At 58.8% G+C, this 26,953-nt stretch carries 28 protein-coding genes; 15 read left to right on the plus strand and 13 right to left on the minus strand.

Translation table 11 applies throughout. The features are described 5' to 3' along the window. The first annotated feature begins 58 nt into the window (after window positions 1-58). From ACXAH3_RS01385 to ACXAH3_RS01445, 13 genes are all read left to right on the plus strand, one after another. Entirely contained in the window at window positions 59-3,475 is a 3,417-nt protein-coding gene (locus ACXAH3_RS01385) for an indolepyruvate ferredoxin oxidoreductase family protein (protein ID WP_474860273.1), read from the plus strand. A 70-nt stretch (window positions 3,476-3,545) separates the two neighbouring features. Further along, on the plus strand, window positions 3,546-4,418 hold the full coding sequence (locus ACXAH3_RS01390; protein WP_474860274.1) for a lysophospholipid acyltransferase family protein: 873 nt from the start codon (window positions 3,546-3,548) through the stop codon (window positions 4,416-4,418). Window positions 4,419-4,422: 4 nt separating this feature from the next. After that, window positions 4,423-5,235: a glutamate racemase gene (murI, locus tag ACXAH3_RS01395; RefSeq protein ID WP_474860275.1), complete on the plus strand. Its 813-nt coding sequence runs from the start codon at window positions 4,423-4,425 to the stop codon at window positions 5,233-5,235. Between the two features lie 54 nt (window positions 5,236-5,289). After that, window positions 5,290-6,318 carry an N-acetyl-gamma-glutamyl-phosphate reductase gene (gene argC / locus ACXAH3_RS01400; RefSeq protein WP_474860276.1) on the plus strand — a complete coding sequence of 343 codons (1,029 nt, stop codon included), beginning with the start codon at window positions 5,290-5,292 and terminating at the stop codon, window positions 6,316-6,318. Between the two features lie 27 nt (window positions 6,319-6,345). Beyond that, complete coding sequence (ccmE, locus tag ACXAH3_RS01405) at window positions 6,346-6,798, plus strand: cytochrome c maturation protein CcmE (protein ID WP_474860277.1); 453 nt, start codon at window positions 6,346-6,348, stop codon at window positions 6,796-6,798. 66 nt (window positions 6,799-6,864) lie between these two features. After that, the gene (locus tag ACXAH3_RS01410) at window positions 6,865-7,476 is read left to right on the plus strand and encodes a holin-associated N-acetylmuramidase (protein WP_474860278.1); all 612 of its coding nucleotides are present in this window, start codon (window positions 6,865-6,867) and stop codon (window positions 7,474-7,476) included. Then, on the plus strand, window positions 7,467-8,057 hold the full coding sequence (locus ACXAH3_RS01415; RefSeq protein WP_474860279.1) for a holin family protein: 591 nt from the start codon (window positions 7,467-7,469) through the stop codon (window positions 8,055-8,057). The genes ACXAH3_RS01410 and ACXAH3_RS01415 overlap by 10 nt, the downstream gene beginning before the upstream one ends. Beyond that, window positions 8,047-8,238 (plus strand): hypothetical protein, encoded by a 192-nt coding sequence (locus ACXAH3_RS01420; RefSeq protein ID WP_474860280.1) that lies wholly within the window; start codon window positions 8,047-8,049, stop codon window positions 8,236-8,238. Before ACXAH3_RS01415 ends, ACXAH3_RS01420 begins: the two co-directional genes overlap by 11 nt. 133 nt (window positions 8,239-8,371) lie before the next feature. Next, a complete protein-coding gene (locus ACXAH3_RS01425; protein WP_474860281.1) occupies window positions 8,372-8,797 on the plus strand; it encodes a hypothetical protein in 426 nt (141 codons plus the stop codon). 88 nt (window positions 8,798-8,885) lie between these two features. Further along, a complete protein-coding gene (locus tag ACXAH3_RS01430) occupies window positions 8,886-10,856 on the plus strand; it encodes a heme lyase CcmF/NrfE family subunit (RefSeq protein ID WP_474860282.1) in 1,971 nt (656 codons plus the stop codon). Beyond that, window positions 10,853-11,311 (plus strand): cytochrome c-type biogenesis protein, encoded by a 459-nt coding sequence (locus tag ACXAH3_RS01435; protein ID WP_474860283.1) that lies wholly within the window; start codon window positions 10,853-10,855, stop codon window positions 11,309-11,311. The genes ACXAH3_RS01430 and ACXAH3_RS01435 overlap by 4 nt, the downstream gene beginning before the upstream one ends. A 94-nt stretch (window positions 11,312-11,405) precedes the next feature. Next, window positions 11,406-12,182: an enoyl-CoA hydratase-related protein gene (locus ACXAH3_RS01440; protein WP_474860284.1), complete on the plus strand. Its 777-nt coding sequence runs from the start codon at window positions 11,406-11,408 to the stop codon at window positions 12,180-12,182. Between the two features lie 91 nt (window positions 12,183-12,273). After that, complete coding sequence (locus ACXAH3_RS01445; RefSeq protein WP_474860285.1) at window positions 12,274-12,687, plus strand: hypothetical protein; 414 nt, start codon at window positions 12,274-12,276, stop codon at window positions 12,685-12,687. Window positions 12,688-12,690: 3 nt separating this feature from the next. On the opposite strand, the gene ACXAH3_RS01450 is transcribed toward ACXAH3_RS01445, so the two are convergent. From ACXAH3_RS01450 to gltX, 3 genes are all read right to left on the minus strand, one after another. Continuing rightward, window positions 12,691-13,065, minus strand: a complete 375-nt coding sequence (locus ACXAH3_RS01450; protein ID WP_474860286.1) for a GFA family protein — start codon at window positions 13,063-13,065, stop codon at window positions 12,691-12,693. A gap of 102 nt (window positions 13,066-13,167) precedes the next feature. Next, complete coding sequence (gene gltA, locus ACXAH3_RS01455; RefSeq protein WP_474860287.1) at window positions 13,168-14,463, minus strand: citrate synthase; 1,296 nt, start codon at window positions 14,461-14,463, stop codon at window positions 13,168-13,170. Between the two features lie 60 nt (window positions 14,464-14,523). Next, the gene (gene gltX, locus ACXAH3_RS01460) at window positions 14,524-15,930 is read right to left on the minus strand and encodes a glutamate--tRNA ligase (protein WP_474860288.1); all 1,407 of its coding nucleotides are present in this window, start codon (window positions 15,928-15,930) and stop codon (window positions 14,524-14,526) included. Window positions 15,931-16,056: 126 nt separating this feature from the next. On the opposite strand from gltX, the gene ACXAH3_RS01465 reads away from it, so the two are divergent. Together ACXAH3_RS01465 and ACXAH3_RS01470 are read left to right on the plus strand one after the other, a co-directional pair. Continuing rightward, complete coding sequence (locus ACXAH3_RS01465; RefSeq protein WP_474860289.1) at window positions 16,057-18,099, plus strand: ComEC/Rec2 family competence protein; 2,043 nt, start codon at window positions 16,057-16,059, stop codon at window positions 18,097-18,099. A 61-nt stretch (window positions 18,100-18,160) separates the two neighbouring features. Then, window positions 18,161-19,123 (plus strand): LysR family transcriptional regulator, encoded by a 963-nt coding sequence (locus tag ACXAH3_RS01470; RefSeq protein ID WP_474860290.1) that lies wholly within the window; start codon window positions 18,161-18,163, stop codon window positions 19,121-19,123. A 130-nt stretch (window positions 19,124-19,253) separates the two neighbouring features. Here ACXAH3_RS01470 and ACXAH3_RS01475 read toward each other — a convergent pair whose 3' ends face one another. The 10 genes from ACXAH3_RS01475 to ACXAH3_RS01520 all read right to left on the minus strand — a co-directional run bounded on the left by ACXAH3_RS01475 (window position 19,254) and on the right by ACXAH3_RS01520 (window position 26,873). After that, window positions 19,254-20,483, minus strand: coding sequence for a DegT/DnrJ/EryC1/StrS family aminotransferase (locus tag ACXAH3_RS01475; protein WP_474860291.1), 1,230 nt, complete (start codon window positions 20,481-20,483; stop codon window positions 19,254-19,256). 230 nt (window positions 20,484-20,713) lie between these two features. Then, a complete protein-coding gene (locus ACXAH3_RS01480; RefSeq protein WP_474860292.1) occupies window positions 20,714-21,385 on the minus strand; it encodes a type 1 glutamine amidotransferase in 672 nt (223 codons plus the stop codon). An 89-nt stretch (window positions 21,386-21,474) separates the two neighbouring features. Continuing rightward, window positions 21,475-22,281, minus strand: coding sequence for an ABC transporter permease (locus tag ACXAH3_RS01485; protein ID WP_474860293.1), 807 nt, complete (start codon window positions 22,279-22,281; stop codon window positions 21,475-21,477). Next, window positions 22,278-23,162: an ABC transporter permease gene (locus ACXAH3_RS01490; protein WP_474860294.1), complete on the minus strand. Its 885-nt coding sequence runs from the start codon at window positions 23,160-23,162 to the stop codon at window positions 22,278-22,280. Before ACXAH3_RS01490 ends, ACXAH3_RS01485 begins: the two co-directional genes overlap by 4 nt. Before the next feature lie 67 nt (window positions 23,163-23,229). Next, a complete protein-coding gene (locus ACXAH3_RS01495; RefSeq protein WP_474860295.1) occupies window positions 23,230-23,943 on the minus strand; it encodes a transporter substrate-binding domain-containing protein in 714 nt (237 codons plus the stop codon). 39 nt (window positions 23,944-23,982) lie between these two features. Then, on the minus strand, window positions 23,983-24,786 hold the full coding sequence (locus ACXAH3_RS01500) for an ABC transporter ATP-binding protein (protein WP_474860296.1): 804 nt from the start codon (window positions 24,784-24,786) through the stop codon (window positions 23,983-23,985). A gap of 226 nt (window positions 24,787-25,012) precedes the next feature. Then, window positions 25,013-25,438 (minus strand): tellurite resistance TerB family protein, encoded by a 426-nt coding sequence (locus ACXAH3_RS01505; RefSeq protein WP_474860297.1) that lies wholly within the window; start codon window positions 25,436-25,438, stop codon window positions 25,013-25,015. 64 nt (window positions 25,439-25,502) lie between these two features. Beyond that, window positions 25,503-25,796 (minus strand): DUF1330 domain-containing protein, encoded by a 294-nt coding sequence (locus ACXAH3_RS01510; protein ID WP_474860298.1) that lies wholly within the window; start codon window positions 25,794-25,796, stop codon window positions 25,503-25,505. A 13-nt stretch (window positions 25,797-25,809) separates the two neighbouring features. Next, window positions 25,810-26,487: a hypothetical protein gene (locus ACXAH3_RS01515; protein WP_474860299.1), complete on the minus strand. Its 678-nt coding sequence runs from the start codon at window positions 26,485-26,487 to the stop codon at window positions 25,810-25,812. Further along, complete coding sequence (locus ACXAH3_RS01520) at window positions 26,484-26,873, minus strand: tellurite resistance TerB family protein (protein WP_474860300.1); 390 nt, start codon at window positions 26,871-26,873, stop codon at window positions 26,484-26,486. Before ACXAH3_RS01520 ends, ACXAH3_RS01515 begins: the two co-directional genes overlap by 4 nt. Window positions 26,874-26,953 lie beyond the last annotated feature (80 nt).

Genomic DNA, 26,953 nt, shown 5'->3' on the forward strand with positions numbered 1-26,953 from the left:
ATTCTGACCTAAATCGGAGATCCGACTGCAGCAAACTTTTCGTATTGGGAGGTACGTTATGGGTAAGCCAGAAATCACGCTGAACGACCGGTTTGATCTGACAAAAGATCAGGTTCTGCTGAATGGCACGCAGGCGCTGGTGCGTTTGGTGCTTTTGCAAAAAGAGCGCGATCGGCGTGCAGGGTTAAACACAGCCGGATATGTAACCGGATATCGTGGATCTCCGCTTGGAGGTGTAGACCTGTGGATGGACCGAAGCCGCAAATGGCTTGAGCCCAATGACATCAAATTCCACCCCGGTTTGAACGAAGATCTCGCCGCCACCGCTTTGTGGGGAAGCCAGCAGGCCGAAGTCCGCGGAGAAGGCGCCTATGATGGCGTGTTCGGGCTTTGGTACGGTAAGGGGCCGGGGGTTGACCGTTCGGGCGATGTGATGCGGCACGCGAATATGGCGGGCAGTTCGCAGCACGGCGGCGTGTTGATGGCGATGGGGGATGATCACACGGGCGAAAGCTCGACCGTGCTGCACCAGTCGGACTGGGCGATGGTCGACGCTTATATCCCGGTGCTAAGTCCTGCCGGTGTACAAGAAATTCTGGACTATGGTGTTTACGGCTATGGGCTTAGCCGCTTCGCTGGCGTCTGGACGGGCCTAAAGGTCATGAAAGACACGGTTGAAGCGACTTCAGTCGTCGATGGCCGGGTTGACCGGATGCAGCTTGTGACTCCAGATTTCAACATGCCAGACGGCGGGCTGAACATTCGTTTGGGCGACCAGCCGGTGGCGCAAGAAGCACGGATGATCGACTATAAGCGTTTCGCAGCCGAAGCTTATGCCCGCGCGAACCGCATAGACAACCGTATGTGGGGCAAGCCGGGGGCGAAGATTGGTTTTGTTGCGGCGGGCAAGAACTGGCTGGATCTGGTTCACGCTTTGGGTCTGCTTGGCATTGATGAAAATGAAGCCGAACGACTGGGTATAACCACATACAAAATTGGCCAAACATTCCCTCTGGATATGAACAGCTTCCATGAATGGGCCGAGGGGTTGGACTTGATTGTTGTCGTCGAAGAGAAGCGTAAGCTGATCGAGGTGCAGATCAAGGAAGCCATCTTTGATGACCGCCGTGGCCGTCGCGTTTATGGCTGGCACAAAGGGGATAATTGGGAAAATGGACGGCGGCTAGAGCTGTTCCCGACACGCTATGCGCTTGACCCGATCATGATCGCCGAGAAACTGGGTGAAATTCTTATCGAAGAAGGGCGTGGCACAGAAGCTGTAAAGGCCGGTTTGAGCGCTCTGGCCGAGGCAAAGGCTGCCGACAACGCTCCAGACATCGCGGCGCGTCTTCCGTTCTTCTGTTCGGGCTGCCCTCACAATACGTCGACGAAACTGCCGGAAGGCAGTCGGGCCTATGCGGGGATCGGCTGTCACTATATGGTGCAGTGGATGGATCGGGACACGGTCGGCTTTACGCATATGGGCGGCGAGGGTGTGAATTGGATCGGCGAGGCGCCGTTTTCGACCACCGACCACGTGTTCCAGAACCTTGGCGATGGGACCTATAACCACTCGGGCAATATGGCGATCCGCGCAGCTTTGGCTTCGGATGCGAACATTACCTATAAGATCTTGTTCAATGATGCGGTCGCGATGACCGGCGGTCAGGACAACGAGGGCGATCTGGATGCACCGCGCATTGCCCGCGAAGTGGTTGCGATGGGCGTGAAGAACTTGTTTGTCGTCTATGACGAAAAAGAGGATGTGGACCAGTCGAAATTCCCCAAAGGCCTAACATTCCATCCGCGCAGCGAGCTGTTAGAAATCGAAAGAAAATGCCGGGATATCAAGGGCGTGTCCGTCATGCTCTATATCCAGACCTGCGCGGCTGAAAAGCGTCGCCGCCGTAAGCGCGGGCTGTTTCCGGACCCAGACAAACGGGTCTTTATCAACACTGATATCTGCGAAGGCTGCGGCGATTGCGGCGTGCAGTCGAACTGCGTGTCCATCGTCCCGGTCGAGACCGAGTTGGGCCGTAAACGCGCCATCGACCAGTCCAGCTGCAACAAGGATTTCAGCTGCGTGAACGGTTTCTGCCCCAGCTTTGTGACCGTTGAAGGTGCGAAGCTGAAGAAGGCCGCGACAGCAGAGGTGGATCTGCCTGATCTGCCGATGCCGAAACTGCCGTCGATTGATGGCACGTTCAACACGGTGATCACTGGCGTTGGTGGCACGGGTGTTGTCACCATCGGGGCCGTAATGGCGCAGGCTGCCCATATCGACGGCAAAGGTGCCGGCATGATGGAGATGGCCGGGCTGGCTCAGAAGGGGGGCGCTGTTACGGTGCATCTTCGGATTTCTGAAAAGCCCGAGGATATCTCGGCCATTCGTGTGGCAACGGGGGAATGTGACGCGCTGATCGGGTGCGAGTTGGTGGTCTCGGCCGCGTCATCCACTTTGGGCCTGACCCAGACCGGGCGCACGGGCGCGGTGGTCGACAGCCACGAAACCGTGACGGGCGAGTTCACCCGCGACACAGATTTCGCAATTCCCGGCGATCGGCTGCAGCTGTCGCTTCAGGCGCGCCTGCGGGATCGCTTGGCGATGTTTGATGCAAGTGAACTTGCGCGAATCCTGATGGGGGACAGTATCTTCTCGAATATGATGGTGCTTGGGGCCAGCTGGCAGGCTGGTATTGTTCCGCTAAGCCATGATGCGCTGATGCAAGCCATTGAATTGAACGGACAAGCGCCCGAGCGCAACATGCGTGCATTTGAACTGGGGCGCTGGGCTGTGGCCTTCCCTGACGAGGCGGCTAAACATCTGCAAACGGATGTGATCGAACTGCCCAAAACCTTGGCCGAGATCATCGACTTCCGTGCGGATCATCTGGTGAAATACCAAGGCAAAGCGCTGGCCGCGAAATACCGTGAATTCGTGGCGGCGATGCCTGAGGTGCTGCAAGAAACCGTGGCCAAAGGATATCATAAGCTGTTGGCCTATAAGGATGAATACGAGGTCGCTCGGATGCTGACGGAAACCCGTGCTAAGGCCGAGGCCGAGTTTGATGGCGACCTGAAACTGACCTATCACCTTGCGCCGCCGAGTTTGGGTGGAAGCGACCCTAATGGTCGGCCGAAGAAGCGCGGATTTGGGCAGTGGTTCGAGAAGGCAGCGCCGCTTCTGGCCAAGATGAAAGTTCTGCGCGGCACCGCGCTGGATCCATTTGGCCGGTCCGAGGAACGTGTGGCCGAGCGTCGGTTAATTGCTGAATACGAAGCCGACATGCAGCGCCTGGCGGCAGAACTGACGGACACCAACACCGTCGTCGCGTTGGAAATCGCGGCACTGCCCCTGTCGATCCGCGGCTTCGGCCCGGTGAAAGAGGCAAACATTGTAGCTGCTGACACACGTCGCCGTGCGCTCTGGTCGAAGTTTGATGGGTCCGACCCGGTGCTGGAAGCTGCAGAATAGGAGTTCAGCGGGCGACATGAATCTGTTACATCAGGCTGCAAGATAAGGTATCCGACCAAGGATCTAGCAGATGAGCAGACACGTCGCCCGTGACATCACCTATGCCCACAGCGCGCAAACCCGTCCGGGACGCGCCGTCATTCGCGTGATGGAGAACGCGACCGGGCGCTTGCGCCTGATCAAGCGCGCGAATGGTTATGACGCCGAGGTCGCCGAAGGAAAGGACTTCTGGCAGGTGATGGTGAATCGCTTTGGCCTGTCACTGGATCTGGTCGAGGGTTCTTTGGATATGATCCCGCGCGATGGCCCTTTGATCGTTGTGGCCAACCACCCTTACGGCATTCTGGACGGTCTGGTTCTGGGTCATATCCTCAGCCGCCATCGCGGGGATTTCCGCATCCTTGCCCATCAGGTTTTCCGCAAGGCCGAGGATCTGAATCGCGTGATTCTGCCCGTTGATTTCGCCGAAACCCGCGAGGCGATGAAGGTAAACCTTGAGACACGCAATACCGCGCGCAGCTATTTGGCGGACGGCGGGGCGATTGGGATTTTTCCCGGGGGCACGGTCTCGACCGCTCAAAAGCCCTTTGGACTGCCGCTGGATCCCGGCTGGCGGCGGTTCACCGCGCGCATGATTGCCAAATCCAATGCCACCGTGGTTCCGATCTGTTTCCACGGCCATAACTCGCGCAGTTTCCAAGTGGCCAGCCACGTGCACCCGACACTGCGCATGGCGCTGTTGATCCGCGAGTTCGGCAAGCGGGTGGATAAGCCGGTCAGCTTGTCTGTCGGCCAGCCGATTTTGCCCGGCGAGTGGGGCGAATATGCCAAAGACGGCAAATCCATGATGGATTTCCTGCGCGATCGGACCTATGCCTTGTCCCAGACCCCCGGTGCCCAAGGCGCCTATGGGTTCGAGTTCGAGGACAAGCATAAGGCATAAAGCAATGGCGGTAGGCATTTTCGATAGCGGCCTGGGCGGGTTGACGGTTCTGGATGCGGTCGCGAAACGCCTGCCGGATGTGGACTTCGTCTATTACGGCGACAACGCGCATGCGCCTTACGGGGTGCGGGATGCGGATGATGTTTATGACCTGACGACCAAAGCTGTTTCTGCCCTGTGGGATCAGGGCTGCGATCTGGTTATTCTGGCGTGTAACACAGCATCGGCGGCGGCCCTGCGGCGGATGCAGGAAAGCTGGATCCCGACCGATAAACGCGTTCTTGGCGTGTTTGTTCCGCTGATCGAGGCTCTGACCGAACGGCAATGGGGCGACAACTCGCCCCCGCGCGAGGTCGAGGTGAAGCACGTGGCGCTGTTTGCAACACCGGCCACTGTCTCGAGCCGTGCGTTTCAGCGTGAATTGGCTTTCCGCGCCATCGGTGTGGATGTCGAGGCGCAAGCCTGCGGTGGTGTCGTCGATGCCATCGAAGACGGTGACATGATCTTGGCTGACGCCTTGGTGCGCAGCCATGTGGACGCGCTGAAACGCAAGATGCCCAAGCCCGAGGCTGCCATTCTTGGCTGCACCCATTACCCGCTGATGGAAAAGGAATTCCAAGACGCGTTGGGGGCAGGCGTGAAGGTCTACAGCCAAGCAAATCTGGTTGCCGAAAGCCTTGCGGATTACCTTGAGCGTCATCCCAACATGCGCGGCACGGGCGAGGTTTCGAAGTTCCTGACCACGGGCGATCCCGTCCAAGTGTCCAACCGCGCGACGCAATTCCTGCGACGAAAGATCGCTTTCGAAGCCGCCTGATTGCAAGGCGCGCGCAAAACACCTATCTATCTGTCGAATTCGCAGGAGGTCGAAATGACCCACAAAATCGCCATTCTTGGTGCGTCCGGCTATACCGGAGCCGAGCTTGTCCGCCTGATCGCCACCCATCCGTCGATGGAAATCGTCGCCCTGTCTGCTGACCGCAAGGCCGGGCAAGAGATGTCGGATGTCTATCCGCATCTGCGCCATCTGGATCTGCCGAAGCTGGTTAAGATGGACGAGATTGACTTCTCGGCCGTGGATCTGGCCTTTGCGGCACTTCCGCATGGGCTGAGCCAAGCATTGGTGCGCGATCTGCCCGAAAGCGTGAAGGTCGTCGATCTGGGTGCAGATTTCCGTCTGCGTGATCCAGCGGAATATGAAAAATGGTATGGCGCTCCGCATGTGGCGACGGAATTGCAGAAGACAGCTGTCTATGGCCTGACCGAGTTCTATCGCGACGATATCAAAAACGCGCGTCTGGTTGCGGGCACCGGCTGCAACGCCGCGACCGTCCAATATGCTTTGCGTCCGTTGATTTCCGGCGGGCTGGTCGATCTGGACCGGATCATCTGTGACTTGAAGAATGGGATCTCGGGGGCTGGTCGGTCGCTAAAGGAAAACATGCTGTTTGCCGAACGCTCGACCGATGTTCTGGGCTATGCGCAGGGTGGCACACACCGCCATCTGGGCGAGTTCGATCAGGAATTCTCGATGCTGGCGGGGCGCGATGTGCGTATCCAGTTTACCCCGCATCTGGTGCCCGTGAACCGGGGTATTCTGGCCGATTGCTATGTGGACGGAGACCCGCAGGCGATTCACGCCGCCTTAGTGGCGCAATATGCAGATGAGCCCTTCGTCACCGTGCTGCCCTTTGGCAAGCTGCCGGGTATGGGGCAGGTGATGGGCTCGAACCAGTGTCATCTGGGCGTAGCAGGCGATCGTATTCCGGGCCGTGCGCTGGTCGTGTCTGCTTTGGACAACCTGTGCAAAGGTTCGTCTGGCCAAGCGATGCAGAATGCCAATCTGATGCTGGGCGAAGATGAAACCACTGGGCTGATGATGCCCCCCGTCTTCCCGTAATCTAACGCCATTAAGAAGGAGCCAGCCATGGCCGGTCTTAAAAGCCTGAAAAAAACCCGTCGTATCCAGATCATCGTTCTGGCATTCGTGGCGCTTGCCATGTCGACCGGGTTGATTGGCTATGCGCTGAAGGACGGGATCAACTATTACCGCTCGCCCACCGAAGTGATCGCCGAGCCGCCCCGCGCGGACGAGGTGTTCCGCATGGGCGGGCTGGTGTCCGAAGGCACAATCGTTCGTGGGCAGGGCGAAACCGTCAGCTTTTCTGTGACCGACGGGGCGGAAACCGTGCCTGTGCGCTATACCGGCGTGCTGCCCGATCTGTTTGCGGAAAACCAAGGTATGATCGGCACCGGAATATATGTCGATGGCATCTTTGAAGCCACTGAAATCCTTGCCAAACATGACGAGGAATACATGCCGAAAGAGGTCGTGGACAGTCTGAAAGAAAGCGGCGTCTACGTCGAACCGACCGACTGATTTCCACATTGTTAACCTGACTTCCGCAGCCTTAGCCCCGTGTTTTTCAATACGGGGAAGGCCCGGATGCAGAGTGTTACAGACATCGCTAATCAGATCGTCGCCCGTGAAGGCGGCTATGTGAATGACCCCGACGATCCCGGCGGGGCAACAAAATACGGGGTCACGATCCATACCATGCGCCGATTGGGGCTGGATTTGGATGGGGATGGAAAGATAACGCCATCCGACGTGAAGCGACTGACCCATGCGCAGGCGCGCGATATTTTCTTGAAGCATTATTTTGACAAGCCGCGTATTGGCGAGCTGCCTGAACCGCTGCAAGCCACAGTGTTCGACATGTACGTCAACGCGGGCGGCAATGCGGTCAGAATCTTGCAGGGGTTGTTCGAGAAGATGGGGTACGAGCTCGCGCAAGACGGGGCGCTTGGGCCTCAGACCTTGGGCATCGCACGAGATGCGATGAGGGCTGCGCCGGATCATCTGGTGGATGCTTACGGGATTGAACGTCGGAATTATTACTATCGTCTGGCGGATCGCCGCCCGGCCTCGCGCAAATATGCGCGGCGGCAGGATGGGGGCAAGGGCGGCTGGATCAAGCGCGCCGAGGAATTCATCACGCCCCGCTATCATTTTACAGATGCTGATCATAACGAAAGGGTGCGGGCATGGGGCTGATGGGCGGTGTGTTGGGCGTGCTGTTTGGCGAGCGCGGCAATGTGGTGCGCGAAACGGCGGAAGTATTTCGCGAGAATGCGGAAGCTGCCTCGGCCCGTGAGGTCGGGTTGCAATTGGCCGCGATCGAGGCGTTTGCGGCTGAGTTCGCACATGCCCGCAAAGGCTGGTTTGACCGCTTCATGGACGGGCTGAACCGTGTCCCGCGCCCAGCCTTGGCGCTGTCGACGCTGGGCCTGTTCGCAGCGGCAATGGTGGATCCGGTTTGGTTTGCCGACAGGATGCAAGGCGTGGCTTTGGTGCCCGAGCCGCTGTGGTGGCTGATGGGCGCGATTGTCAGTTTCTATTTTGGGGCGCGCCAGCAGGTGAAAGGGCAGGAGTTTCAGCGCTCGATTGCCGAGGTTTTGGTGCGTTCGAACGGGTTGCGCGACGGGGACAAGGCAGAGACCGCCGTGCAGGTTGATCCTGTTGAGATAGCACCTTTGGTAGAAACGGCCTCTGCATCCCTTCAGGCATCGGATCGCGTGGACACCAGCGATAACGCCGCCCTGAAAGACTGGATGAAGCACCGCCATGGCAAGTGAGATGATCCTGAAACTGGTGGCCGAGCACGGTCCCTGGGTCTTGCTGGTGTTCTATCTGCTCTATCGCGATTTGCAGAAGGATCAGGCGACGCGGGCGGTCTTGGACAAAAACTCGTCCATCCTGATCGAGATCACAACGATCATTCGCGAGCGACTGCCCGCAGGCGGGGGGCGGGGATGATTTGGCGCCTGTATTATTGTGTGAAACAGCGCCTCAAGGACGTCATTTTGGCGGATCGCTTCAAGCGCGCGCTTTCACAAAACGAACAAGCAGCGGCGGAGTTAGACACGGTTGTCAGGAGTATCTTGCAGAAATGAAACAGGCATCTCTTCTTGTGGCCGCTTTGGCCATCTTGCTGCAATTGGGATATTGGGTCGCGGGCTATCAGGTGATTTTCCAGATCGGATTTGGGGCTATCACACTGATAGGCCTGATGATCGCGCTGACCTTCCTGTGGCTTTACCTGCAACGTGCCACCCCTTTGGCGCTGGGCATGGCATACAGCTGGTGCGGGGCCAGTTTGGTGCTGGGCTGGTGGTGGATCTATGCGCTTCTGGGCGCGCCCGAGGCGATGGTCGCAAGCGCGCTGCATTTCGCGCCGCTTGCCGTGTACCTGTCCGGGGCCGTGCTTCATTTCAGCGTTATTCACAGGTCTTTCGGGTTGCATGGGGCGGCGTTTTTGGCTCCGGTATTGGGGGCTGTGATGTGCTCGACCGCGATATATCTGATCGTGCATTAGGCCTGAGCCAAACAAAACCCCGTGACCCGGTGCCGCATGGCTCGGCAAGGGCTAGTGACTAGGCGCGACTCTCTGTAAAGTCTGCCGCATGATTACAGAGCTTGGACATTTTGCGCTGATCTTGGCGCTGGGCGTGGCGATGGTGCAAACCATTGTGCCACTGATCGGGGCGCATAAGGGCTGGAACAGCTGGATGGAGATGGCCGTGCCGGCCGCGACGATCCAGTTTCTGCTGATTTCCACGTCGTTTTTGGCGCTGACCTATGCGTTTGTGACGTCAGATTTTTCAGTCCGTCTGGTCACGCTGAATTCGCATTCTGCCAAGCCAATGCTGTACAAAATCTCGGGCGTATGGGGGAACCACGAAGGGTCAATGCTTTTGTGGGTGCTGATCATCGCGGGTTTTGGCGCGACGGCAGCGTGGTTTGGACAAAATTTGCCCAGAACGCTGAAAGCGCGGGTGCTAGCGGTTCAAAGCTCGATCGCTGTGGCTTTTTTGGCCTTCATCATCTTCACATCGAACCCGTTTCTGCGTCTGGCTCAGCCGCCCTTTGACGGGCAGGATCTGAACCCGCTGTTGCAAGACCCCGGTTTGGCCTTCCATCCACCTTTCCTGTATCTGGGCTATGTGGGCCTTTCGATGGCGTTTTCCTTCGCCGTTGCCGCCTTGATCGAGGGCCGCATTGACGCAGCATGGGGCCGCTGGGTGCGCCCATGGACGCTGGCCGCGTGGGTTTTTCTGACAATCGGCATCGCGCTTGGCAGTTGGTGGGCCTATTACGAGCTGGGTTGGGGCGGCTTCTGGTTCTGGGATCCCGTTGAAAACGCGTCCTTCATGCCATGGCTGTTTGCGGCTGCGCTGTTGCACTCGGCCATCGTGGTCGAGAAACGCGAGAGCCTGAAAAGCTGGACGATCCTGCTGGCGATCTTGGCCTTTGGCTTCTCGCTGATCGGCACGTTTATCGTGCGGTCTGGTGTGATCACCTCGGTCCATGCCTTCGCATCCGATCCCGAACGCGGCGTCTTCATATTGTTTATCCTGCTGTTCTTCACCGGCGGCGCGCTTACGCTGTTCGCTGCTCGCGCCGGCGCGATGGAAGCCAAGGGCGTCTTCGGCATTGTCAGCCGCGAAAGCGCGCTTGTGGTGAATAACATCCTGCTGGCCGTGTCGTCCTTCGTCGTGTTTGTTGGCACGATTTGGCCCCTGGTGGGCGAGGCGTTCGACCGCAAGATCTCGGTCGGGCCGCCGTTCTTTGAAGCGGCCTTTACCCCCTTCATGTTGGTTTTGGCCTTAGTGCTGCCCATTGGGGCCATGTTGCCATGGAAGCGGGCCAAGATCGGGCGCGCCGTGAAGCAACTGGTGCCAGCGATGGTGCTGTCCGTGGCCGTTCTGGCGCTGGTCTGGGCCATGCAGACGGGCAAGTCTGCCTTAGGACCGATTGGCATGTTTCTTGGGACGTGGTTGGTGACAGGCGCGATGACAGATATCTTCGGTCGTACCGGGCGTGGCGCCATCGCAAACCGTCTGTCGCGCCTGAGCCGTTTGCCGGGTGCCGATTGGGGCAAATTTGCCGCCCATGCCGGGCTTGGGATCACAATGATGGGGATTTCCGGCCTGATGGCATGGGAGGTCGAGGACATCCGCGTCGCCCAAATCGGCGAGACCTTCCAAGTGGCGGATTATGACATCACACTGGTGACGGTTGGGCGCGAACAAGGGCCGAATTATATCTCGACCAAGGCCAAGCTGCGGGTGGACAAAGATGGCCGCCAGCTGACCACGCTGTTCCCTGAAAAACGTGTCTATCCGGTGCAGGCGATGCCGACCACTGAGGCTGCGATTTCCAACGGGTTCTGGACCGACATCTATTTGGTGATCGGTGACCCGCAGGAAGGTGGTGGCTGGGCCGTGCGCACCTTCATCAAGCCCTTTGCCAATTGGATCTGGGCGGGGTCGATCATTATGGCATTGGGCGGCATTTTCAGCCTGTTTGATCGCCGGTTCCGTGTTGCAGCTGGCGCAGCTAAAACCCGCATCGAAGGAGTGCCTGCCGAATGAAGCGTTTGATAGCCTCGCTGGCTGTGATGGGCTGTCTTGCGACGCCCGTCCTTGCGGTAAACCCGGACGAAGTGCTGGATGATCCGGTGCTAGAGGAACGCGCCCGCGACATCTCGGCTGGGCTGAAATGCGTTGTGTGCCGTGGCGAGAACATCGATGAAAGCAACGCGTCCATTGCGCGCGATTTGCGCCTGTTGGTGCGGGAACGTCTTGTGGAAGGCGACAGCAATGATCAGGTCGTGGATTTCATCGTCGAGCGTTATGGCGAATATGTGCTGATGAAACCCAATCGCACCGGCGCGAACCTGATCTTGTGGGCAGCCGGACCGGTGCTGTTCCTGATCGCAGCGCTGTCGGGCGGGCTGTACCTGCGTCGCCGCGCTCGCGCGCAGGAAAGTGCGCAGGCGTTGACGCAGGACGAACAGGCGCGATTGCAGGAATTGCTGGACGACTAAGGCCTGTTCGCAAGAAACTTCGCAAATGACGGGGCGTTCACCTTTACCTGACCATCTGGTCGGCTAATCTGCGCGAAACTTCCGGGAGGATGAGATGATTTACGAAACGATCACACTGGACATCACCGACGGCTTGGCGGTCCTAACTTTCGACCGCGCCGACGTGATGAACGCGCTGAACACACAGATGCGGGCCGAGATCGCCCATGCCGTCGATACGGCTGGTAAGACCGCCCGCGCTTTGGTTATCACCGGCTCGGGGCGTGCCTTCTGCTCGGGTCAGGATCTGGGTGACCGCGCCAATGCTGCCGAGGTCGATCTGGAACGTACCCTGCGCGACGAATACGAACCGCTGCTGCGCGCAATCTATGACAGCCCGATCCCGACGATTTCTGCCGTGAATGGCGCGGCTGCCGGGGCAGGGGCCAACATCGCGCTGGCCGCGGATGTGGTGATCGCGTCGGAAAGCGCTTTCTTCATGCAGGCGTTCTCGCGTATCGGGCTGATCCCGGACGCGGGCGGCACCTATTGGATGCCGCGTCAGATGGGCTTTGCCAAGGCAATGGGCGCGGCTCTGTTCGCTGAAAAGATGCCCGCGAAAGAGGCTGCGGAACTGGGCCTGATCTGGGAATGCGTGGCCGATGACGACTTTAAGGCCACATGGCGCAAGCGGGCCGAGCAATTGGCGAAGGGCCCGACCCTGTCCTATCGCAACATCAAGAAAGCCATGCGCGCATCGCTGAGTAATACGCTGGACGAGCAACTGGCGCTTGAGGCCAGCCTGCAAGGCGAATGCGGCAAGTCGCGCGACTTTAAGGAGGGCGTGCTGGCGTTCCTTGAGAAACGCACGCCGCAGTATGAAGGGCGCTGAGTTCCTAGTCTGCACGAATGCTCCAGTTTTCTGCCGGTGTTGAGCTGTTGTTCAACACCGGGACATTTTCGGCAGAGTTGCGGAGTGGCCGATGATCTATCTGTTATTGTTTCCAGCGCTGGTGATATCTGCTTTCATATTGGCAGCATTCGGTTGGCTCGGGCTTTGCGGTATGACCGATTGCCTCGGATCGGGTCACGCCGACTGGGATCAGAAGCTGCTTGGGGCTTTGTTCATTTTTCTTGCATTGCAACCGCTTCTGGCAACGCTTTTCCTGTTGTTTCGGTACATTCGACGGAAGGGCGTTGGAAGTATCGCCAAAGTGCTCATCTGGCTGTTGGTCGCAATGCTAGCAATACTGGGCGCAATCTCGGTCGTACATGATCCCGGTGACGCAATGTGGGCGGGTCTTCCTCCGCTAAGCCTTGCCGTGTTGCTAGGCAGTTCCTTGTGGTTGTTCCCCAGCAAAAGAAATGACGAACAAGCGCGTGAATTGAAAGGGTAAGCCCTAGCCCTGATCCCAGGGCTGGCGGCTGTCTTCAAACACATCCTCGCCACGTTCAAACAGCGAGGGATCGTCCAATGCGCCTGCATAAATGGCGATGGCGTCCGGCATGCGCGACGTGGCTTTCAACAGCGGCGCGCCGCAGTCGCGGCAGAAGATGAACTCCAGCATAGCCCCAGAATCCGCGCGTTTACGGAACGTCTTTGTCGGGCCTTTCGTCATCAGCCGATCACGCGAGACCATTATCTGAGGGGCATGGCCTGTCCCGGTCGCTTGCTGGCAATCCCGACAATAGCATTGGATCGTGAACCGTATTTCACCTGAATAGTCGAACTGGCAGGCGCCACACAGGCAGCGGCCTGAAAGGTATTGCGACATGTTCAACCTCCTTGGCTGAATAGAATAGCCGTTGCTGCTGTTGCTTCCACGAAAACGAAAAAAGCCGCCGAAATCGGCGGCTTTTCTCTGGAGTTGTTTGGATTAGCGCTTGTCGACGTCGATATAGTCGCGCTCGGTCGCGCCCAGATACAGCTGGCGCGGGCGGCCGATTTTCTGACCCGGATCGCCCAGCATCTCTTTCCACTGCGAGATCCAGCCGACGGTGCGCGACAGCGCGAAGATCGGGGTGAACATTGAAGTCGGGAAGCCCATGGCTTCCAGAATGATGCCCGAATAGAAGTCGACATTCGGGTACAGTTTCTTCTCGACGAAATACGGATCTTCCAGCGCAATACGCTCCAGTTCCTTGGCGACTTTCAGGGTCTCGTTGTCTTCGATGCCCAGAAGGCCCAGAACTTCGTCTGCGCTTTCCTTCATGACCTTCGCGCGCGGGTCGAAGTTCTTGTAAACGCGGTGACCAAAGCCCATCAGACGGAAAGGATCGTCCTTGTCTTTGGCACGGGCCACGTATTCCGGGATGTTGTCGACCGATCCGATTTCACGCAGCATCTCCAAGCAGGCTTGGTTTGCACCACCGTGGGCAGGTCCCCACAGGCAGGCGATGCCAGCAGCGATACAGGCGAACGGGTTGGCGCCCGACGACCCAGCCAGACGCACGGTCGAGGTCGACGCGTTCTGTTCGTGATCGGCGTGCAAGGTGAAGATGCGATCCATGGCTTTCGACAGAATCGGGTTCACCACATATTCTTCGGCCGGAACGGCAAAACACATGCGCAGGAAGTTCGACGCATAGTCCAGATCGTTCTTCGGATACACAAACGGCTGACCGATCGAATACTTATACGCCATCGCAGCAATGGTCGGCAGCTTCGCGATCATGCGGATCGCAGCAACTTCGCGCTGCCAAGGGTCATTCACGTCAGTCGAGTCGTGATAGAAGGCAGACATGGCGCCAACAACGCCGGTGATGATCGCCATCGGGTGTGCGTCGCGACGGAAGCCCGAATAGAACTTGGTCATCTGTTCGTGCACCATCGTGTGGTTGGTCACGCGGCTTTCGAAATCTTCCAGTTCTGTCGCGGTCGGCAGTTCACCGTACAGCAACAGATAGCAGACTTCCAAATAATGCGACGATTCCGCCAGCTGGTCGATCGGATAGCCACGATAAAGAAGCTCGCCTTTGCCGCCATCAATGAAGGTAATCGTCGAATCGCAGCTTGCGGTCGACGTGAAGCCGGGGTCATAGGTGAACACGCCACCTTGCGCATAGAGCTTCGTGATGTCGATCACGTCGGGACCTGCTGTCGGAGAGTGCATCGGCAGTTCCAGCTCTTTGTCTCCAAAGATAAGCTTTGCGGTTCCGGTGTTTGCAGTCATTTGAATTCCCTTCATGTTCGTGTTGGCAGCATCCTGCCCCGTTAGGCAGGCGCTTTTGCTTTAGGCGCTCGCCTCCTCAAGCCGCGCGATGGTTTCGTCGCGTCCAAGGACAAGCATCATATCAAAAACGCTGGGCGTTACGGCCCGTCCAGCAAGGGCTGATCGCAAGGGTGCTGCCAGCTTGCCAAACTTGAGATCGTGGGCCTCGGCGAGGCCATTCAGAACACCCTCAAGCGTGTTGCGGTCCCAGCTACCATTTTGCAGCTGCGGCGTCAATTCTTTCAGTATACCGCGGGATACATTATCAAGGGCCTTCTCGGCTTTCTCGTCGCGATCGATGGGGCGCGAAACCGTTGCAAACCTTGCCTTTTCAAGCAGTTGGGGCAAAGTCTTCGCGCTTGTTTTCAGTACGTACATTGCGGACAGCACCAGTTGACGTTGCTGCACCTGCAAAGATGGTTCGCCCGCCGCCGAGATGTAGCCTTCTAGCGCTGCCATAACGTCAGTATCATCCATCGCGGCCAGATGTTGCCCGGACAAATTGTCCAACTTCTTGAAGTCGAACCGCGCGGGGCTTTTGCCAATGCCGGACAGGTCAAACCACTCCAAGGCCTGCGCGTCCGAAAAGAACTCGTCATCACCGTGGCTCCAGCCCAGACGGGCCAAATAGTTGCGCATTGCTTGTGCGGGATAGCCCATGGCCTGATATTCCTCGACCCCCAGCGCGCCGTGGCGCTTGGACAGCTTCTTCCCATCTGGTCCATGGATCAGCGGGATATGCGCCCAAACGGGATGATCCCAACCCATCGCCTGATAGACAATCGTCTGGCGTGCGGCATTGTTCAGGTGGTCATCGCCCCGGATCACATGGGTCACGCCCATATCGTGGTCATCAACAACTACGGCCAGCATATAGGTGGGTGTGCCATCCGAACGTAAACAAATCATGTCGTCCAGCTGATCATTGCGGATCGTGACATCACCTTGCACCTCGTCGCGGATCACGGTCTTGCCATCACGCGGCGCTTTCAAGCGGATCACATAGGGCGCGTCCGGATGAGTTGCCGGATCAGCATCGCGCCAAGGGCTTTGATACAGGGTCGAACGCCCTTCTGCCCGCGCTTCGTCACGGAAGGCCTGAATTTCATCCTGCGTGGCGAAGCACTTATAGGCGTGGCCGTTTGCCAGCATTTCAAGGGCAACTTCGGCGTGACGGTCGGCGCGGTCGAACTGGCTGACGACCTCTCCGTCATGGTCCAGACCCAGCCACGCCATGCCTTTCAGGATTGCCTCGGTCGCCTCGGGGGTCGAACGGGCGCGGTCGGTGTCCTCGATCCGCAAAAGGAATTTACCGCCACGGCCACGGGCATAAAGCCAGTTAAACAGCGCCGTGCGGGCACCACCAATATGCAGATAACCGGTGGGCGAGGGGGCGAAACGGGTGACAATCTGGGGCGTTTGAGACATCGGTCATTAACCTTTTGGAAACCATGCGCGCGCTACGCAGAGGGGGAGGTGTTTCAGGTAAGACCTGAAACCAAGTTTTGTTGGGGTGCTTTTAACAAAAGGAAGGGTTTGAACAAGGGTGCGGTCGTGAATCTCTTGTCTCGTATCGAAGAAGAACGCGGTCGGTTCCTGATCTGGGCACCACTGTTTTTTGGCACGGGGATAGGGTTGTACTTCGCACAGGCGCGCGAACCGGACATTGTGACCTATACGGGATTGGCCGTTCTTGCGCTGGTCTGCGCAGGCGTCGCATGGCTTTGGCCGTGGGGTATCGGTCCGCTGGCACGGGCGCTGATCTGCGTGGCCCTTGGCTTTGGAGTTGCCGGGGCGCGTGCGCATTGGGTCGCGGGGCCGGTGCTGGATTTCCGATATTACGGCCCGATTGAAGGGCGCATTATCGTGATGGACCGTTCGCAATCGGACGCGGTGCGGCTTACCTTGGATCAGGTGCGGCTGTCGGATGTGAACCCACGTAAATTGCCTGATCGGGTAAGGGTGTCTTTGCATGGCGATCAGGCATACCTCGCCCCCGCCATTGGGCAGCGCATCGCCCTGACCGGCCATCTGTCTGGTCCCAATGGCCCGGTCGAGCCCGGTGGCTTTGATTTCCAACGTATGGCGTGGTTTCGCGGCATCGGTGCCGTGGGATACACGCGCAGCCCTGCGCTTCTGTTGTCCCCGCCGAAGGGCGAGCTGTCTTTGGCCATCGGGCGGTTTCGGCAAGTGATTGCGAACCGGGTCCGTGCCGTGTTGCCCGGCGACAGCGGTGCCTTTGCAGCGACGATCACAACGGGCGACCGGTCCTCGATAAATCGGGACACGATCGACGCGCTGCGCGGATCAAACCTTGCGCATCTTCTGGCGATCTCGGGCCTGCATATGGGACTTCTGACCGGCTTTGTTTTTCAGGCGATACGAGTGTTGTTAGGGCTTTGGCCCCGTCTGGCCCTGAATCTGCCCGTCAAGAAACTAGCTGCCGTGACCGCCATCGGAGCAGGGGTGTTCTATCTGGCTTTGTCGGGCGGCGCGGTGGCGACCACGCGGGCCTTCATCATGGTCACAACGATGTTCGTGGCGATCCTGTTCGACCGGCGCGCGTTGACCTTACGCGCGGTGGCCATGGCGGCGATGATCGTGTTGATCCTGACGCCCGAAGCCTTGGTCGAGCCGGGCTTCCAGATGTCTTTCGCCGCCACCACCGCGCTGGTCGCGGTATTCGCGTGGATTCGGGACCGATCACGGGATAAAACGGCCCGCCATTTGCCCGGCTGGTTGCGGCCAGTGGCGGCGGTGGTGATATCCTCGGCCGTGGCGGGGCTTGCAACTGCGCCGATTGGGGCCGCGCATTTCAATCAGGTCAGCCACTACGGGCTGGTCGCCAACCTGCTTAGCGTGCCAATCATGGGCGCCGTGATCATGCCGCTGGCCGTCCTGGCCGCCTTGCTGGCTGTGGTCCGGCTTGAGGTTGTGGCACTTTGGCTGATGGATTGGCCGATCCGCTGGATCCTGTGGGTGGCCGAAACGGTGTCATCTCTGGACGGGGCAGTGGGGAAAGTGGTGACGCCGCCCGGCTTTGTGCTGCCCGTAATGGCCGTCGCAGGTATTCTGCTGGTGCTGTTACGCGGACGCGAACGATGGGTGGTGCTGCTGCCCGCAGTGATGATCCTTGCCGGTTGGGCTAATGTGGACCGCCCAACGGTGCTGATCAGCGGGTCCGGCGGCTTGATCGGTGTGATGACGGATCAGGGGCGGGTGCTCTCAAAATCGAGGGGCGAAGGCTTCGCCGCCCGATCATGGCTTGAAAATGACGGGGACGCCGCCACGCAAGAGATCGCGTTTGAACGCGACGGGTTCGCGGGTCAGAAGGGGCAGCTCGAGGTTGACTTGGCCGGCTTGTCATTGCTGCAACTGACCGGGCGCGGTGCCGAGGACCGTCTGGCCGACGCCTGCGCTACCGCAGATCTGGTGGTGCTGGCCGCGTGGCGAGACGACCCTCCGCCCAAGGGATGCACGGTGTTGGACCGCGCGGCCCTTGCTAAAACCGGCGCGGTGGCGGTGTGGATCGACCCGGATGGCTGGTCGGTCGAACCGACCCGCCGGGAAGGCACCACCCGCCTTTGGACTCGCTAGACGGGATTGGATGTTGCCCGGACCCGGCTTTGCCCCTAGCTTCTGGGCAAAGGAGAACACCATGGTCGAAACTGCCGGGCGGATCACACTTTGGGGGGTCGAGGTGTTCGTGGCGATTGCCGATGAACGCTCGATTTCCATGGCCGCACGGCGCTTGGGGGTCAGCCCGTCCTCGGTTAGTCAGCAACTAACCAATCTTGAAGCCGCACTTGGGACTAGCCTGTTGGATCGCTCGGCCCGGCCTGTGTCTTTGACCGCAGCTGGGGCGCTGTTCTTAAAACGCGCACAAGCCATCTTGAACGAGGCCGAGCAGGCCAAGGCCGAACTGACGCTGGGGGCGATGTCGCAACTGTCGCGCCTGCGCCTTGGCATGATCGAGGATTTCGACGCAGATGTGACCCCGCGCTTGTTGTCGGACGCCGCCAGCCAACTGAAAACAACCCGATTTCTGCTGGAAACCGGGGCATCCCACCGCCTGCACGACCAATTGGATGCGCGGGCCTTGGATGTGATCGTCGCCGCGGATACCGGCGCGTCGACCCCGTGGATGGAAGCGCATCCCCTGATGGAGGAGCCCTTCGTTGCCGCTGTCCCCAAGGGGTTAATTGGCGGGCGCAATCCGCGTGAGGTACTGAAAGACCTTCCGCTGGTGCAATACACGGCGCGTCACCATATGGGGCGAGTGATTTCGGACCATCTGGCGCGCCAGAACCTTAAGCTGGACAACCGGTTCGAGCTGGACAGCTATCACGCGATCATGGCGATGGTGGCGGGCGGCGCTGGCTGGACGATCATTACGCCCTTGGGGTTCCTGCGCGCCCACCGTTTCCGGGATGCGGCTGACTTGATCGAACTGCCTTTCGCGCCCCTGACCCGGCGCATCAACCTTGTTGCGCGTCAGGATATGCTGGGGGATCTTCCGCGCGATCTGGCCGCGCAGTGCCGCACGCTTTTGGACACGCTGATCGTCGGGCCTGCGGTTCACGAGTATCCGTGGCTGAAGGGCGCTCTGCGGGTGTTGTAGGGGGAGGGGCTTTGCCCCTCTGCGCCTAGGCTAAGGGCTCCGCCCGTTCATCGGGCGAATTGGTCCCCCGGACCAATTCCGGGAAGCCCTTGAACCCCAAGTTACTTATGACAAGAAAATGCGATGAGTTTTACGCCGCAGTCTCCGTTTTCGGGGCTTTGACCTCGGCGATAGCACCCACAATGGCGTCGGCAATGAAGTCCAGCTCGGGCTGCGTCAAACGCACCGGCAAGCGGGTGTCGCAGGCGCGTGACAGCATCGCGCGGGTTTGCGGAAGCGGCCCTTGGTCGTCGATGAATTGCCAGTTCCAGAAGGCGCGGGCGTTGTCTTCGCTCATCCCGAAGACCTGCACGCTGACACCGCGCGCTTTGGCGGCCGCCTGGAAGGCAATGGTGTCTTCGTCGCTGACACCATCAAGATTGAACTGGATGGAATCAGGCGCGCGAGTTTCCGGGGACAGTGGCGCGGGGACGGTGATCCACGGGCTTTTGTCCAGCTTTGCGGCGACATAGTCGTGATTGCGCAGCCCGTCTGTCACGCGGCGATCCAGTTCCGGCAATTGCGGGCGGATCACGGCGGCGGACAGGTTGGACAAGCGCGTGTTGTAAAGTGGCAGTTGGTTTTGCCAGCGGGCAAAAGCGTCGGCCAGATCGGTCGAGTTTTCACCATGTGCGGTTTTGTGTTTCTTCCAGTTGTGTTCATAAGCGCCGGACATGATCACGGCACGTGCCGCCAGCTCGGCGTCGTCGGTGATCAGAATGCCACCTTCACCCGCGTTTAGCATCTTGTAGGACTGGAACGAGAAACAGCCAATTTTTCCAATCGTACCGATTTTGCGCCCATGCCACAGCGTGCCCAGCGAATGGGCGGCGTCTTCGATCACGGGGATGTTGGCCGCGTCACACAGCTGCATGATCGCATCCATATCCGAGGTATGTCCGCGCATATGGCTGATGATCACCGCGCCCACGTCTTGGGTCAGTTTGGCGGCGAAATCCCGCATGTCGATGCGGTAATTGTCCTGCACATCCACCAGCACCGGTTTGCAGTCGGCGTGGACCACAGAACTTGGTACGGCAGCGAAAGTGAAGGCGGGGATCAAGACCTTTGCGTCACGCGGCAGGTTCAGCGCTTTCAGCGACAGAAACAGCGCAGCCGAACAGCTGGCAACGGCCAGCGCATATTTCGCGCCCATCATCTGGGCAAACTCGGCCTCCAGAAGGGCGACCGGTGCATCCTCGGGTGCGGTGTAACGGAAGAGGTCTCCCGATTGCAGCAGGCGGTCGATTTCGGCCCGGGCCGCTTCGGGGATGGGTTCGGCGTCATGGACATTCGGCGCGACTTTCTGGTGCAGGGTCATGCTTGTCTCCTCGTTCGAGCGCTTACCTCTTCGGGTTTTCCGAAAGGTCATTTTGGAAAATATAAAATGACGAGGGGGGGCTGGCCAGAGAAATCAGCGCAATTCGGGCGGATTTATTTTCCGGTTTGTCGTATAGCTGTTACTGAATTCCGGGGTGACGATTGTGTTAAAACGCAAAAGCCACGCCGGTTTGGCGTGGCTTTTAAGGTCTAAGCGCAGGGTGTGACGGGTCAGCCTTTCAGGACAGCCGCCATCCTTTCAGCGAATTTCGCGTTGTCGGTTGCAGCGCTCAGTGCATCCTCGGCTGTATCCAGCAGCGCGTCCGGCACATTGCCACGACCGCGATGTTCGATCAGGCCCGCGACCAAGGGCGCGGTGAATTCGGGATGGGGCTGGATCGTCAGGATCCTATCGCCGATCATCATCGCCGCGTTTGCGCAGAAATCGGTCGAGGCGATGATTTCGGCCCCATCGGGGGCGTCGATCACTTGATCTTGATGCCAAGCGTTCAGGGCCATTTTCTGGTCGCCAAAGTCATATTCGGTGCGGCCGATGGACCAGCCGCCGTCGAATTTTTCGACTTTGCCGCCAAGGGCCTGCGCGATGATTTGGTGGCCAAAGCAGACTCCAACCAAGGGCTGGCCAGCATCGCGGATATCGCGGATCAGATTTTCCAACGGCGGAATCCAGTCGTGATCTTCATAGACGCCGTGTTTTGACCCAGTAATCAGCCAGCCATCCGCATCTTCTGTGCCAGCAGGAAATTCACCATCCACGACCGAGAAGATTTGGAAGTCGAACCCGTGCCCGTCCAGAAGCCGGGTGAACATCTCGCCATAATCACCAACGCTGTCGCGCAGTTCGTCAGGGGAATGGCCTGCTTGCAGGATGCCGATTTTCATGTGTCACCAAATTTGATCAAATTACTGAGCGGTCATATATGACGTAACCGAGCCGTTACGCCGGGGCAAGGGCAATCTTGCGTGATTGATCAGCGAAACAAGGTGCGCATAAAGCTGGGGCGGCGGATCACAGCCTGCGGCAGGTGCCGGTTCAGCCGCTTTCCAATGCGGCCAAAAATCGTGATAACAGCCAGCGTCAGCAGGATGAAATAGAAGGCCAAGATCGGATAGGGGATGAACGGGTTGAACGTTTTGTCCGCGAAATAGCTGGCGTAATAGAGCGCGTCTCCGCGTTGCTGCCAGACCGGAAAGCCCGAGAAGTAAACCAAAGCCGTAGCGTGGAACAAGAAGATCGCTTCGTTCGTATAAGCGGGCCATGCAAGGCGCATCATTGACGGCCAAACAACGCGTTTAAACCTGTTCCAACCTGTGATTCCATAGGCGTCGGCAGCTTCCAGATCTCCCTTTGGGATGGATTGTAGCGCGCCATAAAATATCTCGGCGGAATAGGCGGTGGTGTTCAAAAACAGCACGATCGCCGCGCCCAGCCATGCTGATGTCAGCGATGAGAAGCCCGGCACGCTTTGCTTGATCGATAGGAACACCGCGTAAGCAAAGAACATCTGGATGAATAAGGGCGAGCCACGGAATACATAGATGAAGAACTCGGCCGGTTTGCGCAGCTTGGCCGAGGTGCTGTTCTTGGCCATGGCCAGCCCCGTGGCGGCGAAGAAGCCAAACAGGATCGCGACGAGGCCGAAATAGATGTTCCAAATCATGCCCGATCCGATCAGCGTGAAATGCTCGCACAGGGTATAGCCATCGCGTGGCAGTAGGCGTTCGCCAAAACCAATCGAGCGGAAGGCATAGTCCTGGATTGTCTGAATGCAGCTCATGTCGCGGCCTTCCGTTGCGCTTCGCCAGCGGCGGTGGCTTGTCCGTGGGACAGGCGGGCGGACAGGCGTTTATAGACGCGTTCGCTGATCGAGGTGAGCAGCAGATAGAAGACCAAAAGCCCGCCGAAGTAATAGGCGTTCCAGTTCCCATGCGGATAGTCCGAAAACTTGGCGGATTTGGTTGCCCCAAGCTCGCGCGCCCAATAGACGATGTCTTCGACGCCCAGCAGGAACAAAAGCGGGGTGGCCTTGATCAGGATCATCCAAAGGTTCGACAAGCCGGGCAGGGCATAGACCCACATTTGCGGCACCATGATGCGCCAGAAGGATTGGCGGGGCGACATGCCATATGCCTCGGCGGTTTCCAGTTGGGCGCGGGGCACGGCTTTCATTGCGCCGAAAAGCACGTTGGCCGCGAAGGCGCCGAATACGATGGCAAAGGTCAGCACGGCCAGCGCAAAGCCATAGGTCTCGTGCACCCATTGGGGGCTGGTGGATAGCGGCAGTTTGGCCTGCGCGCAGACCACAAAATCATTGCCCTGACGCACTGGTTCGGACCAGTCCGAACACTTTACCTTGTGGCGCAGATACTCGAACCCTTGGTCCAGAGCGATTACGAAGAACATAAAGAACGCGATATCCGGCACGCCGCGCACAATGGCGGTATAGCCTTTGCCCAAAAGGCTGATCGGCCAGATGCGAGACCGCGCGGCGGTTGCGCCCGCAAAGCCAAACATCAAAGCCACCGGCGCGGTGATTGCCAACAGCACCAAGACAATCCCGAAGGATTGATAGAACGCCATGTGCTTGCCTGTGGTCAGGTAGCAGCTGAGCCAATTAAAGCCCTGAAGCGTGGAAGGATCGGTGCAATAGGAAAACATCGCGTATCGGGTCTATCCGGATATAAAGCGGGCCCGCATGCCTCAGCACACGGGCCCGGCCATTACATTACCACTGAGAAGCAACTTCCCATTTGGCGATCATGGTGTTCAACGTGCCGTCGTCTTTCATCGACTGGATGGCTGCGTCGAACTTGGCGCGTAGGTCGCCGTCGCTTTCACGGATGCCCATGCCAACGCCACCACCGATGGCCTCCATGCGCTCCAGCATCACCAGACCGTCATTGCCTACCATGGTGTCAAGGAAGGATTTATCGGCCAGAACCGCATCAGCTTCTCCGTTCTTCACGGCAGCAACGGTTTCTTCCGGGGTTGCGAATTCAACCAGTGTCCAGCCTTGCTCGGCCACGAATGCGGCCTGAATGGTGGTCGCCTGAGCAGCCACAACACCAGATGCCGGGTCTACGTCAGCCGACATAGCAGCATAGGCCGAGGGATCTGGCGGAGTGTAAGGTTGGGTGAAGTCGATGACCTCGTCGCGCTCGTCGGTGATCGACATGCCAGCGATGATGGCGTCATAGTTGCCCGAGACGAGGTTCGGAATGATGGTGTCCCATTCGTTCTTAACCCATTCGCAGGTCAGCTCGGCGCGGACGCACAGCTCGTCGCCCAGTTCACGCTCGAAGCCGTCGATTTCGCCGGCATCGTTTACGAAGTTCCACGGCGCATAAGCACCTTCCGTGCCAAGGCGCACGGTGTCCGCGGCCAGTGCAACGCCGGCCGAAAGGGCCAGTGCTGCTGTCGAGACGATCAGTTTTTTCATGATTTACTCCCAAGTTGCATTTTTTGGTTTAAGTTGGTCTCACACGGGTTGCGAGTGAGACAGGAATTGCTTCAGGCGCTCGCTTTTTGGGTTGCCGAACAGCTCGGCCGGGGCGCCTTCTTCTTCGATCAGACCTTGGTGCAGAAACACCACGTGGTCGGATACATCATGGGCCATGCGCATATCATGGGTCACGATGATCATGGTACGGCCTTCGGCGGCCAGATCCTTGATGACCTTCACGACCTCTTGCTCTAGTTCCGGGTCAAGGGCCGATGTGGGTTCGTCAAACAAAAGTGCCTTGGGTTCCATGCACAGCGCACGGGCAATCGCGGCACGCTGTTGCTGACCACCTGACAGCTGCGCGGGCCAGACGTCGCATTTGTCGCCAATGCCGACCTTTGCCAGATATTCGCGGGCTTTCTCTTCGACCTCGGCCTTGTCGCGGCCAAGGACGGTGACTGGCGCTTCCATCACGTTTTGCAGGATGGTCATGTGGGACCACAGGTTGAACTGCTGGAACACCATCGACAGGTTGGTGCGGATGCGCGTGACTTGTGCGCGATCGGAAGGATGGCGATGCAGCCCCTTGCCCTTCCACTTGATCGGCTCGCCTTCAAAACGAATGTCGCCTTGCTGACTTTCCTCAAGCAGGTTGGCGCAGCGCAGAAGGGTGGATTTCCCCGACCCCGAGGACCCGATCAGCGAAACCACATGCCCGCGCGGGGCCACCAGATCGACGCCTTTGAGAACTTCCAGCGATCCATAGCTTTTGTGCAAGTCGCGGATTTCGATCACCGACGCGGTGTCGGCAGTATGTTGGTCAGAGTTATCGTGAGGCACGAGTGGTTCCGGTTTAAGTCAGGTTTTGTGATGCCCGAGTAGGAAGCAAATCTATCAGGATTGCAACGGCGAAATGACGGGGAAGTCACGTAAATCTGGGCGGAAGGTCGGTTCGCGCTGCGAAATGCCGGTTTAGGTGGCAAGTATCAACAGGCAGTTGAAAACCTGAGCGATCGCTTGCGGACGAGGCTTGGAACGGATTCGCGTAAGGATGGCGCGCGACGGTTTAAAGCGCCTTCTGGGCGCGCTGGCGTGCCAGATTGCTGTCAAGGTCGCTGATCCCAAGAAACCGGGGAATCATCCGCATCAGTGCGTCTTCTTCCGAGGCGCGCTCGCCATCGGTCAGAACGATGGTCCAAGCTGCTTCCAGAACGGCGATACGGTCATCCAAGGGGACGGCGTCCTTCACCGCATTGGTGAAGCGAACGGTGTCAGGGGCCGATGCCTCCAGCGCCTCGGCCTCGGCACGCAGGGCGGCGGCGTCGGCATCCGACAGCCCGTGTCGCTGTGCCAAAATCCGGTCAATCGCGCGCTTTTCAGCAGCGTCATAATCGTTATCTGCACGCGCAAGCCGCACCAAAATGGCGGCGACTGCCAGTCGGGCATCCCCGTCTTGAAGCGGCTGCGGGGCGGGTTGGGTCAATTTGTCCAAAAGCGATTTCAGCATATATTCAATGTGGGCATGGCGCAGGAAATGCCAAGCCCATCCCCCTTATTTATCCGTCATAACCTTCAATGATGACCAGATCGGCCACCGACACCGGGTCGCGAAAGGCCTTGGCGGCCTGATAGACGTCGCTGTTATAGCAATCAAGCGCGGCCTGATAGCTGGGGAACTCGATCACAACATTGCGCGACCGCGAGGTGCCTTCGACGCATTCGAACGACCCGCCCCGGATGATGAAGCGCCCGCCATATTCTGCAAATGCAGGGCCGTTGGCTTTGACATAATCCATATAGCGATCGAGGTCGTCCACATCGACGCGGCCGATCCAATAACCTTTGGCCATACCTGTTCCCCTGTCAGTTTGTCAGACTGTCCAAGGAATAGCGGATGTCGTCAATCGCAATTCCGCCGGGATCGTGATGTGAAACCGTTATCCCGGCGATCGGCGCGGTGCTAAGGAAGCCGAAGCTCTGCACACCATGCGCGGGCGTCAGAGTCTCGATGTGAAGCTGTGTCGCATTCGGTCCATAGAAATGCAGCCAGATCGGGCCGGGGGCAGAGCGGCTGCCCAGCGGGTCAGCATAGTCCAGATGCAGGCGCAGTGCGAAGGCGTGGACCGGTGCGTCGAAATGGATTGCCAACGTACCTTCGCCCCGGCCCGAACGCTGTGCGAACCCGTCCGGCCCCAAGGGGAACGCGGCGTTAGATCCAAAGCCTGCGTGAAAGGCGATGGCCAACGGAGGGGCGGGTGGATTTGGGTCGACACGGGGCGGGGACGAGGGTGCGCCTGAAAGCATTGCAAAACTGTCGTTTGCCGTTAGGGCTTGCCCAACCAATGCCGACCCCAAAGTGATGCCGGGCGCGTGGATGGTGCCGGGAATCGCTTGTCCCGGCTCGGGCAAAACCGAGAAGTTCTCGAAATCTATCAGGCCTGACGCTGTTTGTGCGATCTGATCAAAGGGAACTTGTGTGACGGGATCGGCCAGTGCGGGGGCCGCCCATAGGCAGAAGGCGAAGGTCGCGACCGACCTCATTCCACCGTGATGTCACTGCGCGGTACGCCTGCGGCGTCGGCCACGCGGGCAACCAGATCGGCTTCTTCATCGCGCAACACGCCATCGGCCAGCGAAACTTGCCACAGGGCGGTTATGATCTTCACACGCTGTTCAAGCGGCATCATGTTTTGCACGGCTTTGGCCAAATCTTCGGTCGCGCCTGCCTGTTTTTCCTGTGCCTCGCATTCGGCGCGCAGTTTTGCGGCCTTGACCGGGTTCAGGTCATAGTGGCGGGCGAACAGGCGGTCGATCCGCGCGATCTCGGCCTGTGCGTAATCCGCATCCGCCCGTGCCAAACGCACCAGAAGCACACCCATGGCGCGCTGTGCGTCTTCGGTCCAACAGATCTGATCAGCTTGCGACATTGGCGGCTCCTTCATTGTCAGAAGAACCCTAAGACAGGGATCCCGCAAAGAAAAGGGCGGGGAAATCCCCGCCCGTTTGG

It is taken from the genome of Aliiroseovarius sp. ABM4_368 (genome assembly GCF_056161205.1).